The sequence below is a fragment of the Morganella sp. EGD-HP17 genome (genome assembly GCF_000512315.2).
Classification (GTDB): Bacteria; Pseudomonadota; Gammaproteobacteria; order Enterobacterales; family Enterobacteriaceae; genus Morganella; species Morganella morganii.
Window position 1 is genome coordinate 35,154 of the sequence record NZ_AZRH01000012.1, and the last position, 13,599, is coordinate 48,752.

General features: G+C 41.3%; 12 protein-coding genes. 5 read left to right on the plus strand and 7 right to left on the minus strand.

Going from position 1 to position 13,599, the window contains the following annotated elements; translation table 11 throughout:
* Positions 1 to 39 precede the first annotated feature (39 nt).
* The 3 genes from X965_RS13130 to X965_RS13140 are packed head-to-tail and all read right to left on the minus strand — an operon-like array spanning position 40 to position 2,520.
* A complete protein-coding gene (locus X965_RS13130) occupies positions 40 to 492 on the minus strand; it encodes a hypothetical protein (RefSeq protein ID WP_004237449.1) in 453 nt (150 codons plus the stop codon).
* A 15-nt stretch (positions 493 to 507) separates the two neighbouring features.
* Positions 508 to 1,995: a DUF3383 domain-containing protein gene (locus X965_RS13135; RefSeq protein WP_036414612.1), complete on the minus strand. Its 1,488-nt coding sequence runs from the start codon at positions 1,993 to 1,995 to the stop codon at positions 508 to 510.
* Between the two features lie 9 nt (positions 1,996 to 2,004).
* The gene (locus X965_RS13140; protein WP_004237451.1) at positions 2,005 to 2,520 is read right to left on the minus strand and encodes a hypothetical protein; all 516 of its coding nucleotides are present in this window, start codon (positions 2,518 to 2,520) and stop codon (positions 2,005 to 2,007) included.
* 189 nt (positions 2,521 to 2,709) lie between these two features.
* Here X965_RS13140 and X965_RS13145 point away from each other — a divergent pair, with 189 nt between their 5' ends.
* Positions 2,710 to 3,234, plus strand: a complete 525-nt coding sequence (locus tag X965_RS13145) for a hypothetical protein (RefSeq protein WP_225310086.1) — start codon at positions 2,710 to 2,712, stop codon at positions 3,232 to 3,234.
* Positions 3,235 to 3,382: 148 nt separating this feature from the next.
* On the opposite strand, the gene X965_RS13150 is transcribed toward X965_RS13145, so the two are convergent.
* A complete protein-coding gene (locus X965_RS13150) occupies positions 3,383 to 3,814 on the minus strand; it encodes an antiterminator Q family protein (protein WP_015422659.1) in 432 nt (143 codons plus the stop codon).
* 211 nt (positions 3,815 to 4,025) lie between these two features.
* Positions 4,026 to 4,712, minus strand: a complete 687-nt coding sequence (locus X965_RS13155) for a DUF4431 domain-containing protein (protein WP_036418373.1) — start codon at positions 4,710 to 4,712, stop codon at positions 4,026 to 4,028.
* 269 nt (positions 4,713 to 4,981) lie between these two features.
* Here X965_RS13155 and X965_RS13160 point away from each other — a divergent pair, with 269 nt between their 5' ends.
* On the plus strand, positions 4,982 to 6,058 hold the full coding sequence (locus tag X965_RS13160; protein ID WP_036418375.1) for a glycosyltransferase: 1,077 nt from the start codon (positions 4,982 to 4,984) through the stop codon (positions 6,056 to 6,058).
* A 97-nt stretch (positions 6,059 to 6,155) separates the two neighbouring features.
* Here X965_RS13160 and X965_RS13165 read toward each other — a convergent pair whose 3' ends face one another.
* Positions 6,156 to 6,740: a hypothetical protein gene (locus tag X965_RS13165; protein WP_253280777.1), complete on the minus strand. Its 585-nt coding sequence runs from the start codon at positions 6,738 to 6,740 to the stop codon at positions 6,156 to 6,158.
* Between the two features lie 382 nt (positions 6,741 to 7,122).
* Positions 7,123 to 7,236: a DUF4113 domain-containing protein gene (locus tag X965_RS19900; protein ID WP_318780785.1), complete on the minus strand. Its 114-nt coding sequence runs from the start codon at positions 7,234 to 7,236 to the stop codon at positions 7,123 to 7,125.
* Positions 7,237 to 7,797: 561 nt separating this feature from the next.
* Here X965_RS19900 and X965_RS13170 point away from each other — a divergent pair.
* From X965_RS13170 to X965_RS13180, 3 genes are all read left to right on the plus strand, one after another.
* On the plus strand, positions 7,798 to 8,310 hold the full coding sequence (locus X965_RS13170) for a toxin-activating lysine-acyltransferase (RefSeq protein ID WP_036418380.1): 513 nt from the start codon (positions 7,798 to 7,800) through the stop codon (positions 8,308 to 8,310).
* A gap of 12 nt (positions 8,311 to 8,322) precedes the next feature.
* Positions 8,323 to 11,397 carry an RTX family hemolysin gene (locus tag X965_RS13175; RefSeq protein WP_036418382.1) on the plus strand — a complete coding sequence of 1,025 codons (3,075 nt, stop codon included), beginning with the start codon at positions 8,323 to 8,325 and terminating at the stop codon, positions 11,395 to 11,397.
* Between the two features lie 71 nt (positions 11,398 to 11,468).
* On the plus strand, positions 11,469 to 13,592 hold the full coding sequence (locus X965_RS13180; protein ID WP_036418384.1) for a type I secretion system permease/ATPase: 2,124 nt from the start codon (positions 11,469 to 11,471) through the stop codon (positions 13,590 to 13,592).
* Positions 13,593 to 13,599: the final 7 nt, after the last annotated feature.

The following is a 13,599-nucleotide window of genomic DNA, read 5'->3' on the forward strand; positions in this document are numbered from 1 at the left end:
TCTTTCCCGTAAAAAAAGCGGGCTTTCGCCCGCTCAGAATTAACGATTACGTGTAAAATCAAAATCCTGGAATACAAATGTGTACTGTTTGGATTTCAGACGGCCCGCACCGGCGACAGAGCTTCCGCGGCTGCCGTTGGTGATACGGCCGTTACGTGCGGTGGTGGTCGAACCGTTGCCGTAAGAGGCAACCATCGTGATATTATCCCCAGCGGCGCGGCGGCCTCTTTTCGCCGTATTGGCGTCCAGCAGGATAGCCAGGTTCTGATCTTCCTCACTGCCCGCCGGCACGTTAATTGTGACCGTCTGCGGTGCCGGTGCTGACCAGCTCAGCAGGTTACCGTTGATATCGACGCCTGTTTTAACAATCTCGGTCGGCGGGAGATCCAGCGGATCCGCATCATCCGCAAAGGCGGTGATAAGAATACCTGACGGAAAGGTTTTGCTGGCTTTCACCACCAGCGCGAGACCGGTTGCTGATACTTCAATCATATTTTTCTTCCTTACTTACACTAAGTTATGTGAGCCTTCGACTTTACGGACCCAGTCGCCTTTGCCGTAAATCAGCACGTATTTCATGACATACTCCGGCAGACCGTTTTTGCCGGTGTTTTCGGTGATTTTCGCGTCATACCAGTAACCTTTGTCCTGCACATCGTGCCAGGCCAGATCATCACCGGAGGCATCTGCCACTGCGATTTTCTGTACTTCTGTCAGGTTCTTACCGGCCAGAATAGTGCCGTTATCCAGCGCTTTGGTAACTGCACCGGCAATCACCATCAGCGCCTGTGCCTCACCGTCTTTGTTGGCCGGAACACCGCGGGTGGCCAACAGAAGGCTGAACCACTGCTGTGCGATATACGCTTTCAGCCACTGCTCGTTGGCGTGAACACTCATATCCAGCGGATCAGATGCTCCGCCGCACAGGAAGCCGCGCTGATAAAAACGGATTTGCGAGCCGGCCACCGCCGTTTCGCCGTAATAGTTCACGCGCAGCTTGTCGAAGCGATCCGCATCCGCGTCTTTGGTCACCTGTGCCGGGAAGGTCACACCCAGCTGACGGAACATGTAGTTTGTCGCAGCATTCGTCCGGTCATAATCGGTCGCTGCCATCACTGCCATCGGCAGCGCCTGGATAAAGTAACCATTGTCCGTTTTCAGGTTCAGACCAACAGATGCCGTTCCTGCCAGCGCGGAATTTAATTCCTCTGCATTGTCGGCAGACACACTGAGATGCAGCTGATATTTCACATTCTCACCGGCGACATACTGCGCCAGCGGCACAGCCTGCTCCGCCGGTAATTCAGTGAGGAACGTCGCACTGCCGAATGAGTCAGATACCTGCTCTGCCACCATAAAAGCTTCCAGTGGTGTCTGCGCCGGATGCCCTTCTGATGACAGCCCGGAAGAAAGTCCCATGGCATCCGCGAGAACGGAATACGCCACACCGGCGGAGACATGCTCCTGTACACCGCCGTTCAGTTCGAACGCATTCTTTTGTGCATTAAAAGTGAGATAACTGCCCGCGAACTGCGGCTCACTCTCAGCATTCAGTTTTGCCTGGATCAGTGAGGCAATATCGGCATAGGATTTGGCCGCCGCTAAATCCAGATCCTTATAGTTTTTGGTGGTCTGACCGATGGTTACGGACAGTGTGCCGTCGGTGACGGCAGTCAGATCAGCCAGCGCGGCCGCTTTGATACCGAACAGTGCCGGTGTGCGTCCGACCGGCGCGTATGCGGCAATCTGCAGTTCTTTCGGTTTACTGACCGGTGCCGGACTGACATAACTGAAATACTGACGGGCAAACTGAGCTTCCGGTGAATCCGCCCCCAGCAGTTCATCAACCTGACCCGGCGCAAACTCAAGGACATGACCGGCCGGAATTTTCGGATCAGCAGAGAATAACCGTGCGGTCAGCTTACGCTCAGGCACAGCAGAAGCGCCGATGACCGCAGAGGCGATATCGACATAACGTGTTTGTTTAATTGGCATAGTAAAACCTTATATGCAGTAAATATCCGGGAACAGCGCTGAAACAACGCCGGTCTCCGGGCGGAGTGTACGGGTAAACGTCACATTGAAATCAAAAGAAGGTGCCTGTCTGTAATGCCCCTGGTCATCAGCCAGATACGGCACCCGGATAGCACCGGCGCGCTGAACGCCGACTCCCTGTTTATTCAGCACACCGGTAAAGGGCAGTGAATTCACAATCATCCTGACTGCGGCCACAATATCACCGGCGGTATGTGTCTGAGATTCAGTAATAAACCCCTGAACCCGGTATTTTTTTTCAGTTATCTGGCTTTCGGTATGATTGGCATTCTGCCCGCGGACGGCATAACTGCGTTTCTGCCATCCTGCCGGTGTCTCACCAACAGGATAAAAGGCAATAAAATCCTCTCCGGAGATATGATTTTCCGGAAAGAAACCCGCCTTAACGCCCGTGGTAATACCGTGATTTTTCAGCTCAGTAACCAGCTGGTTATAAATAATTAATTCAATGTCTTTATCATTCATTCTTACCTCAGTGCCTGTGAATACTCTCTGCCTCCTGTCCGGCCATAAAAAAGCCCTGCTCACAGGCAGGGCTGAACACACCATATTTCGGTGCAGTGATATAATGACAGATAAATAATGATTTAATTTCCGTCAGGAAACCGTATATTAATGGTATCCGCCATATACCATAAAACCGGAACCGGCATCATGGATAACGATTACAACAGTAAATCAACACAGGAATTGGCTGATGGTTTAGCGCTGTACCTGAAACAAGGTTATATCAACCCGTTATATTTCAACTGGGATTGTGAAGACGAGGGTGCAGAAGAAGCGGGTTTTTATCTGGATGCGCTTTCTGTACGTGACCCTGATTTATCCTGTGAATTCCGGAAAAAAATAATGGAATCGCCGGTAATCAGTAATGATTATTTTAAATCCCAATGTATGGAATATTTACTGCTGTCATCAGATAAACACCGTGAGTATGTTATTCAGTATTTATCCGGCCATTACGATGTATTACCGGTTTCTGTGCTGCAAAAAGCGATGTTTTATTTTTATTGTGCAAAGCGTGATCCTGATGACAATGATGTTGTTCCGGATTCATTGATAGTAAAACTCAAATCCCGCTATCATACCGTTAAAGATAACAAAGACGTCATGGCTTATGAACTGACTGAACTGAAAGAAACCGGCGACGACTTTTGCGCGGCATATCCTTCACCGTAAGATGCAATTCGTCATTTTTTACAGATTAGCATGCTGTTTGCGGCCGCACTAATGTGCTCCGGACTGCGGAAAAACATCCCGCCATAACGACAAAAAGGCACTCAGAATCTGAATGCCTTTCAATATGTAATTCGTTATTTTTTACAGATTAGCATGCCGTTTGCGGCCGCACCAATGTGCTCCGGACATCAGGATAGGCTTTATATAAACTATCCATATCCAGTTGCACTGCCAGTGTTTCCAGACAACCAAAAATAAAACTTTCCGCACTCTGTACCTGTTTACGGATTTCATCCTCGCGGACTTTATATTTACGCCCGATCGCCCGCTTGCTCATCCCTTTCACGTAATAATCCGTAATATAGTCGCGCTCACGTTCCAGACCGGCCGTACCCAGCATAGATACACAACGGTCGATAACCCGGCCATCCTCATCGCTGCATGAGGGTCTCTGTTTACTGCTGTTCTGAGCAAGTTCCCGGAATCCGGATGAAACACGGGCCCAGCCCATGCCCGCACAGTGACCACCCGCTGCCCAACCGCCCCAGTGCAACAGTATCGTCTGAATGTCTCTGCTCATAATATTCACCTGTATAGTATCCGTATTTATTTCCCGGTATCAGCTACTCTTCAGTGCCCGCTCAGGTCGCCGGGACACTGACAGAAAAAGCCCGCCCGAGAGGAAACTGGATAAATATACAGTATTTTTATGGATGATGTTAATCTGCTCCGGAAATAACAGGGAGATTAGCCTTGTGAATATCCGGAGCAACTATCAGTGAAACACAGAATTAGTGGTTATCTGACGGTGAAATAACCTTCACGCCTTTTATTGCCGTCACATCAATTAGTACCGGTGTATGGTGATGCCCGGTTTCGGCATAAAACATTTCGCCGGTAACAGAGACCTGCTGATTAAGATAATGCTGATTTTTGCTGTAAAAATCGCCTCTTACTATCAACTGAAACTGGTCATTACTGCCCCAGTCCGGACTGTCTTTTATACAGGTCAAAGGTGCTTTGGTAAAAAGAACCCAATACGGCTCCGGTTCATCGCCCTCTTCCACGCTTTCATAATTTGGCGGCCCCGGAAATACAACACGTTTCAGTGTACCGGTTAATGTCACCTGCTGCCCGTCCTCGTAGCATATCTGCGCTGACGCCGGATTTTTACTGTCAGCAATATTCCGGAACAGCACAGATGATTTTTTATACCATTCCAGCTGGCATGCTTCTGTATCACAATTCTGTAATCTCAGTTTCCGGTTTTCTCTGACAATTTTTCTAAACTCATCACTGTTTCCGGTGATTTTTTTTGCCTGCAGGTAATCTGCATATAATTCATCATCTGCCTGAGATAATGACGGACTATCGCACACCAGTTTTTCTGTTTTACTCTGTGCTTTACTGCAATCAAAGCTGACTGCAAAAGACGCAGATGAAAATAGCAAACAGGATATAACCACCACTTTTTTCATACCAGACCTTCTGTTTCCCGGTGACAGCTTACAAAGATAAAAACCAGACATCAGCGGCTGTTATCCCTTAACTCTCCGTTATTGTGCCACAGGAGAAATCACATTTAACGCAGGTCAGGTCACAGATAATATCCGTATGATTTATTTTTAAGCATGGATACCTTATCATAATGACTACCTAAAAAAATCAAGCTGCCGATTAGTTTTGGTAAGTAATGATACTTATGTTAAATTGTCTGTACCACCTCAGTTCACGGGAAAGAGACAGCATGTCTGACATAACCAAAATCATCATTGCCGGTCGTAACATCAGCGGTTTTGGAGGCATGGAAACCGTATTCAGTACATTCAGCAGATTACTGACTGAATCCGGGAAAAACTATCAGATATCTTTCGTCTTTTTTAATGAACTGAATAATAGTGTTGACGATACGTGGCTCGGTAATAACCCGTTTACACGCTTCAGTTCATCACTAAAAAACGGGAAGCTGAAGAGAGTTTATTTTGCCTGTCAATTCGCTTCTGTTATTAAAAAAATAAATCCGGATTATGTCATTGCCTTTGATTCTGTTGGTTGTTACATTTCAAGACTGGCTTTGCGCTTCGCATTTAAAAGAATTCCATTGTTCTCGTGGAATCATTTCTCTGTCACCGGCTCATATAAAGCCAAATATATCAGGCTGACGGATAAACACCTGTCTATCAGTAGTGGTATAGCAACTCAGTTATCAGAAATGGGTATCAACCCTGCGGATATTTATACGATCTACAACCCGGTTCCGGAACAATCTGGAACAATCAGCTGTGGCAATGCGATAAATTTTTTATATGTCGGTCGCTTAATGTGCGGAGGACAAAAAAACATGAGGGAGTTGTTCAGCGCATTATCCGGTGTTCATGGTGACTGGAAATTGCATATCGTCGGCTCCGGCGATGACTCCGAAATAAAAAAATTAACTAGCCTGGCTCACGATCTGAAAATAGACGATAAAATCATCTGGCATGGCTGGCAATCAAGCCCGTGGAATTACATAGAACAAGAAATAAAAAATGTCTCTGCGCTTATTTTAACATCCGCATACGAAGGATTGCCGATGGTGCTGTGTGAGGCAAACAGCTATGGTATTTATACTGTCAGTTCAGACTGTCCGACAGGACCTGCAGATATTATTCGTCCGTATGTAAATGGTGAATTATATCCTGTCGGAGATAATAAAAAACTCTCTGACATTCTGAATAAAATCGTTTCCGGGGAAACAGAAATAAATCATACCGTGATAAAAAACTCCATTTCACCGTTTTATGAAGATAAATATCTTGCAAGGGTTTCGGATATATTTAAATGATAACTCTGCATTTTTCAGCCACAAACAGCCGATACACCATCAATAGTTATTTAGTATTCATAAATTCACATGACAATATCACAATATTATTTCACTATCACTGGTACTCGGCCCATTGCTCAGTGGTTTTAGTTTTGAAATCTGAAACAGCGTATTCTTTATAATCCACTGACATGACATAAACAGTTTTATCATCCTGCTCAAAGTAATAACCATTCTTTTTTGTTTTCATCTTCGGACTGGAGATTTTACTGCCGTCAGGCCTGAACGCAGTGAATGCTGAGTTGCTCAATGATACCGTGGAGTGAAATCGGCCTTGCATAGGGCCCATGGCATCACCAACGATCACAGCCTTAGAATAAATACAATTATAAGCAACACCAGAACCGATTGAACCGCCACTGCCAGAAGACCTGCCAGCCAATGATGCCGCGCTTACTCCGCCTGTTGCTGCCACTGTTGAGCCGTGCAGAGATTTTTTACTATTAGTTGATATGGATTTATTACTATAATTTTTTGTGCTGTAACTGTTTGCTGTTCCTATCCTGCAAACTTTGTTTGCTGATATACATGAGTTGCCGCAGGGAATTCCTTTCTTGCAATTTTTAGCCAAAGCATCAGACAAGAATAATAAGGGAGATAATGCCACTAAACAGACAACAGTTATTTTCAAATTAGCCATCACACTACTCCAATAATCAGTTTCCCTAATGTTAATCGTCAGGTGGTGCAAAGGAAAGCAAAACGGTGTGAACATTTGAGGTAGGCGGCAACAAGAAAAGCCCGCGATATCAAAGATATCGCGGGCTTTAATATGGTGCCGGCTACCGGAGTCGAACTGGTGACCTACTGATTATAAGTCAGTAGTTTTGTTTTTTAATCAATTAGATACCGCATTAAATCACGCTTTCACGTCCCAACAATTAAAAAGATTGAAAAGGTATAAAGCACATCTTAAACCATTTGTGTCCCAAATATGTCCCATCACTTATACCAACAGCTATACACCCATCATTTAAACAATTTGCATATTTGCGACAACTCTTTGTCTAACTGGTACCACATTAACTTTTCACCACCGACTGCTGACTGAAATGTGTCGTGTATGCCGGTGACAACATTTCGCGCTTCATCTTGTACCTGATGTCGCTGCCCTTGATCTCTTCCTGATCTCTGATTTAGCCTGGCGCTAAATTGAGGAAGAAATCAAATCTCTGGAATAGATATGTAGATCAGGAGGATGTTTTCAAAAATACTATTTTTATAATTATGTGAGTATCCATTTTGGTTTAACTGTCATGTGTATATCTTTAGTAAGATATGTTAGTTGCTTTTGTTTCATTAAATCAATCCATTGATTAAAAAATAACTTGATCTATTGTTAATTTTATTTTGTTGGATTTCACGCAAGCATTATTTGATATTTTTATTTAAAATTTAAACAGTTATCAACGTTAAACATCGACTGGTAAGATAGTCCATGGAGGTATAATAAAATACTCGCTTAGTAGTTGGATGAAAAATATACAATAAGTAAAGTTATTTATAAATCAAAGAAATAATAACATCGCTTTTAGTATGGTTATTTATTTTCCATATAAATACTCTCAATATTATATATAATCCTTAAAAATATATTAAAAACATACCACATTAGCATTTTACGACTATATTTACTTTTAAAAATTTTTTTTGTTAAATACGAAATCCTTATTTTACAAGATGAAACGCGTAAAAAAATGAATAAAAACAATCCATTAAATGTATTGGGGAATATTGTATGGTTATGGGCTAGTTCTCCTTTGCACAGGAATTGGCCGGTATCTTTATTTGCTATAAATGTATTACCTGCAATACAAACTAATCAATATGCGCTACTAACTCGTGATGGATTTCCGGTGGCATATTGCAGCTGGGCGGATCTAAGCCTGGAAAATGAAGTTAAATATCTGAACGATGTAACTTCCTTAATTGCGGAGGATTGGACATCTGGTGACCGAAAATGGTTCATTGACTGGATTGCTCCTTTTGGAGACAGCGGTGCATTATATAAATATATGCGAAAAAATTATCCCAATGATTTGTTTCGGGCTATCAGGGTAGATCCTGAAACTCAGGTTGGCAAAGTATCTGAATATCACGGAGGTAAAATTGATAAAAAACTAGCAAATAAGATATTTAAACAATATCACCATGAGTTAATAAACGAAGTTAAAAATAAACCAGACTTTAAGTTTTCATTAATAAGTTAAAGGTGAATTTAAATGCCGACATTAACAACTGCACAAATTAAATCATCACTGAACTCAGCTAAACAATCAGCAGGTAAAAAGCTGCAATCAGCTGGAGCATCAACAAAAGATGCTTTAAAAAAAGCAGCCGAACAATTTCGTAATGCAGGTAATAAGCTTATTTTGTTTATACCCAAAGATTATCAGGGACAGGGTTCAGGTCTTAATGATCTGGTCAAAGCAGCAGATGAATTAGGTATTGAGGTTCAGTACGAGGAAAAAAATGGTACGGCGATAGCAAAGCAAGTATTTGGTACAACAGAAAAACTGTTTGGCCTGACTGAGCGTGGTATCGCTATATTTGCACCTCAGCTAGATAAGTTGATGCAGAAACATCAAAATATCGGTAATAAACTGGGAGGAAGTGCAGAAAACTTGGGGAATAACCTGAGTAAAGCAGGGGGCGTATTATCAACTCTGCAGAATTTTTTAGGAATTGCACTGTCTTCAATGGAATTAGATGACTTATTAAAAAAACAACATAAAGGTGAAGATGTTAGTTCGAATGAACTGGCAAAAGCAAGTATCGAGCTTATTAACCAACTGGTGGATACAGCAGCAAGTGTTAACAATAATATTGATGCATTTTCAGAGCAAATCAATAAATTAGGTGGTTTGTTGTCTAATACAAAACATTTGAAAGGTATCGGCAACAAATTACAAAATCTACCGGATCTTGGAAAATTGGGTACAGGGTTAGATACTATTTCCGGTATTTTATCAGCAATTTCAGCTGGTTTTATTTTGGGAAATGAAAATGCAGATGGAGGAACCAAAGCTGCTGCCGGTGTTGAATTAACTACAAAAATATTAGGAAACGTAGGTAAAGCTGTATCTCAGTATATTCTCGCACAACGTGTGGCACAGGGGTTGTCAACTACTGCTGCCGGGGCTGGTCTGATTGCTTCAGCGGTTGCATTGGCGATCAGTCCGCTGTCATTCCTGGCAGTCGCTGACAAATTTAAACGTGCGCGTCAAATTGAAGAGTATTCTCAGCGTTTTAAAAAATTTGGTTATGAAGGTGATAGCTTACTTGCTTCTTTCCATAAAGAAACCGGTGCTATTGATGCATCATTAACCACCATCAGTACGGTGTTAAGTTCTGTATCGGCAGGTGTTGGTGCAGCTGCAACTGCATCACTTGTGGGTGCACCGATAAGTGCGTTGGTAGGTGCTATTACGGGTATTATTTCCGGTATACTGGAAGCCTCAAAACAGGCAATGTTTGAACATGTTGCTAATAAAATGGCTAATACCATTGCTGAATGGGAAAAAAAACATGGTAAAAACTATTTTGAAAATGGGTATGACGCCCGCCACTCTGCATTTTTAGAAGATAACTTTAAGTTATTATCTAAATATAGCGAGGAATATTCTGTTGAACGGGCTGTTCTTATCACTCAGCAACACTGGGATGAATTAATTGGTGAACTGGCCGGTGTTACTAAAAATGGAGACAGAGCTCTTAGTGGTAAGGGCTATGTTGATTATTATGAAGAAGGAAAGCGTCTGGAAAAGAAACCAGATGAATTTAAAAAGCAGGTTTTTGATCCATTAAAAGGAAATATTGATCTTTCTGACAGCACATCTTCGACATTACTTAAATTTGTTACACCATTGTTAACTCCGGGGGAGGAAACCCGCAGCAGAAGACAATCCGGTAAATATGAGTATATGACGGAATTGTTAGTTAAAGGAGTAGATAAATGGACTGTCAAAGGTGTCAGGGATAAAGGCTCTATATACGATTATTCTAACTTAATCCAGCATGCTGTGGTTGGTCATAACCAATACCGGGAAATTCGTATTGAGTCACAGTTAGGTGATGGCGATGATAAAATATTTTTATCTGCCGGTTCTGCCAATATTTACGCAGGTAAGGGGCATGATGTTGTTTATTACGATAAAACAGATACTGGTTATTTAACTATTGATGGAACTAAAGCAACCGAAGCCGGTCGTTATACTGTTACCCGTGAACTGGGGGGCGATGTTCAAATTCTGCAGGAAGTTGTGAAGGAACAAGAGACTAAAGTCGGGAAAAGAACTGAGAAAACTCAGTATCGCCATTATGAGCTTAAACATATCAACGGAAATTCTCTGACATCAGTAGATAATTTGCATTCTGTGGAAGAAATTATCGGTAGTAGCCGTGGAGATACGTTTTTAGGCAGCCGGTTCGGTGATATTTTCCATGGTGCAGATGGTGATGATAAAATTGAGGGAAATGACGGTAATGATCGCTTATATGGTGACAAAGGTAATGATACCTTAAGAGGTGATAATGGAGATGATCAATTATATGGCGGTGATGGTAACGATAAATTAATTGGCGGTACCGGTAATAATTACCTTCACGGTGGTGATGGTGATGATGAACTGCAGGTACACGGTAGTAATACCCGGAATGTTTTATTGGGAGGTAAAGGCAACGATAAGCTATATGGCAGTGAGGGGTCTGATCTGCTTGATGGTGGGGAAGGAAATGATGTACTGAAGGGTGGGTATGGTGATGATATCTATCGCTATCTTTCAGGTTATGGGCATCATATTATTGAAGATGAAGGTGGTAAAAATGATAAGCTAAGTTTAGCTGACATTGATTTCCGAGATGTTACCTTCAGACAGGAAGGTGATGACCTTGTCATGTATAAAGCAGAGAATAATGTAGTTTCGTTTGGTCATAAAAATGGTATTACTTTTAAAAACTGGTTTAAACAAACATCAAATGAAATTTCAAATCATAAAATAGAGCAGATTATTGATAAGAAAGGGAGAGTCATTACCCCGGACTCACTAAAAAAAGCACTTGAATACCAAAGCAAAAATAATCATTTAAACTATGTGGATGGACATAATGCAGCAACCTATGAAAATGAAAATAATCTTAATTTATTAAGAAATGATATTAGTAAAATAATTTCAGCAGCTGGCAGCTTTGATATCAGGGATACAAGACCTGCTGATATTTCATCATTACTGACTTCTCATGGTATCAGTAATTTTTCTTATAGCAACAGTGCACTGACTGTAACCTCATTAGTGTAACGATTTAATTCTGCCAATAGCAATCCTATAAGGTTTAATTACATAGGATTGCTATTTCTTGGGGAGTAATAATGGATTTCTATAATAAAAATGATTATGGGTTATATGCTTTGGAAATATTGGCACAGTACCATAATATTTCTGTTAATCCTGAGGAAATCAGACACAAATTTGATATTGATGGTAAGGGCCTGGATTTAACATCATGGCTACTTGCAGCGAAATCGCTTGAACTAAAAGTAAAATCAGTAAAAAAAACATCAGACAGATTAGGTTTTGTTTATCTTCCTGCTTTAATTTGGCGGGAAGACGGAAAACATTTTATTCTGACTAAGATTAATAATGAATCTGGTCGTTATTTGATTTATGATTTGGAACAACGCAATCCTCGCGTTCTTGAAAGAGATGAGTTTGAAAAATTATACCAGGGTAATGTTATTTTAATTACCTCCAGAGCATCCGTTATTGGTAAGCTAGCTAAGTTTGATTTTACCTGGTTTATTCCTGCTATTATTAAATACAGAAAAATATTTATTGAAACATTAGTTGTTTCTGTTTTTTTACAATTATTTGCCTTAATTACACCACTTTTTTTTCAGGTGGTAATGGATAAAGTATTAGTTCATAGAGGATTTTCAACATTAAACATTATTACTATAGCATTAGCTGTTGTTGTCTTGTTTGAAATAATATTGAGTGGATTAAGAACATATATTTTTGCTCACAGTACGAGCCGTATAGATGTTGAGCTCGGTGCAAAACTTTTCAGGCATTTATTAGCATTGCCTATTTCTTATTTTGAGAACCGTCGTGTCGGGGATACTGTTGCGCGAGTCAGAGAGTTAGACCAAATCCGAAATTTTTTAACAGGACAAGCATTAACATCTGTTCTGGATTTATTATTTTCATTTATATTTTTTGCTGTAATGTGGCATTACAGTCCGAAACTTACGTTAGTTATTTTATTTTCATTACCTTGTTATGCGGCATGGTCGATTTTTATCAGCCCTATTTTACGACGCCGTTTAGATGAAAAGTTTTCCCGTAATGCAGATAATCAGGCGTTTTTGGTTGAATCTGTCACAGCTATTAATACAATTAAAGCTATGGCTGTTTCCCCTCAGATGATTAATATATGGGATAAACAATTAGCTGGTTATGTGGCTGCCGGGTTCAGGGTCACGGTATTAGCAACTATTGGTCAGCAGGGGGTTCAGTTAATACAAAAAACAGTGATGGTTATCAATCTTTGGTTGGGTGCTCATCTGGTTATTTCTGGTGATTTAAGTATTGGCCAATTAATTGCGTTTAATATGTTAGCTGGGCAAATTGTTTCTCCTGTTATCAGATTAGCTCAAATTTGGCAGGATTTTCAGCAGGTAGGTATTTCTGTGTCCCGGTTGGGAGATGTGTTAAACTCTCCCACTGAAAGTTATCAGGGCAAATTAGCATTACCAGAAATTAAGGGTAATATCACATTTCGTAATATTCGTTTTCGTTACAAACCTGATTCACCTGTTATTTTGAATGATATTAATCTGGATATTCAGGAAGGTGAAGTTATCGGTATTGTTGGGCGGTCAGGTTCAGGAAAAAGCACATTAACTAAATTAATTCAGCGTTTTTATATCCCTGAAAATGGACAGGTATTAATTGATGGTCATGATCTTGCATTAGCTGATCCAAATTGGTTACGGCGTCAGGTTGGTGTGGTTTTACAGGACAATGTCCTTCTTAACCGAAGCATTATAGATAATATTGCACTGGCTGATCCCGGTATGCCTGTGGAAAGAGTTATTCAGGCTGCAAAATTATCAGGCGCCCATGATTTTATTTCTGAATTACGTGAAGGTTATAATACGATTGTTGGGGAACAGGGGGCTGGTCTGTCAGGAGGGCAGCGTCAGCGTATTGCTATTGCCAGGGCATTAGTCAACAACCCCAAAATTTTAATTTTTGATGAGGCCACTAGTGCCCTGGATTATGAATCCGAGCATGTAATTATGCGCAATATGCACAAAATTTGTCAGAGCAGAACGGTTATCATCATAGCTCACCGCTTATCAACAGTAAAAAATGCAGATCGCATTATTGTGATGGAAAAAGGACAAATTATTGAGCAAGGAAAACACAAGGATCTCCTCTGTAATCCTGAAAGCCTTTATCACTATTTATATCAGTTACAATCAGATTAGTAGAGAA

What these genes read in the sequence shown, in the direction of transcription:
- X965_RS13165 (WP_253280777.1), bottom strand. Translation starts at nt 6,740, where the DNA reads ATGGCTAATTTGAAAATAACTGTTGTCTGTTTAGTGGCATTATCTCCC.
- X965_RS13180 (WP_036418384.1), top strand. Translation starts at nt 11,469, where the DNA reads ATGGATTTCTATAATAAAAATGATTATGGGTTATATGCTTTGGAAATA.
- X965_RS13160 (WP_036418375.1), top strand. Translation starts at nt 4,982, where the DNA reads ATGTCTGACATAACCAAAATCATCATTGCCGGTCGTAACATCAGCGGT.
- X965_RS13155 (WP_036418373.1), bottom strand. Translation starts at nt 4,712, where the DNA reads ATGAAAAAAGTGGTGGTTATATCCTGTTTGCTATTTTCATCTGCGTCT.
- X965_RS13140 (WP_004237451.1), bottom strand. Translation starts at nt 2,520, where the DNA reads ATGAATGATAAAGACATTGAATTAATTATTTATAACCAGCTGGTTACT.
- X965_RS13150 (WP_015422659.1), bottom strand. Translation starts at nt 3,814, where the DNA reads ATGAGCAGAGACATTCAGACGATACTGTTGCACTGGGGCGGTTGGGCA.
- X965_RS13170 (WP_036418380.1), top strand. Translation starts at nt 7,798, where the DNA reads ATGAATAAAAACAATCCATTAAATGTATTGGGGAATATTGTATGGTTA.
- X965_RS13145 (WP_225310086.1), top strand. Translation starts at nt 2,710, where the DNA reads ATGGATAACGATTACAACAGTAAATCAACACAGGAATTGGCTGATGGT.
- X965_RS13175 (WP_036418382.1), top strand. Translation starts at nt 8,323, where the DNA reads ATGCCGACATTAACAACTGCACAAATTAAATCATCACTGAACTCAGCT.
- X965_RS13135 (WP_036414612.1), bottom strand. Translation starts at nt 1,995, where the DNA reads ATGCCAATTAAACAAACACGTTATGTCGATATCGCCTCTGCGGTCATC.
- X965_RS13130 (WP_004237449.1), bottom strand. Translation starts at nt 492, where the DNA reads ATGATTGAAGTATCAGCAACCGGTCTCGCGCTGGTGGTGAAAGCCAGC.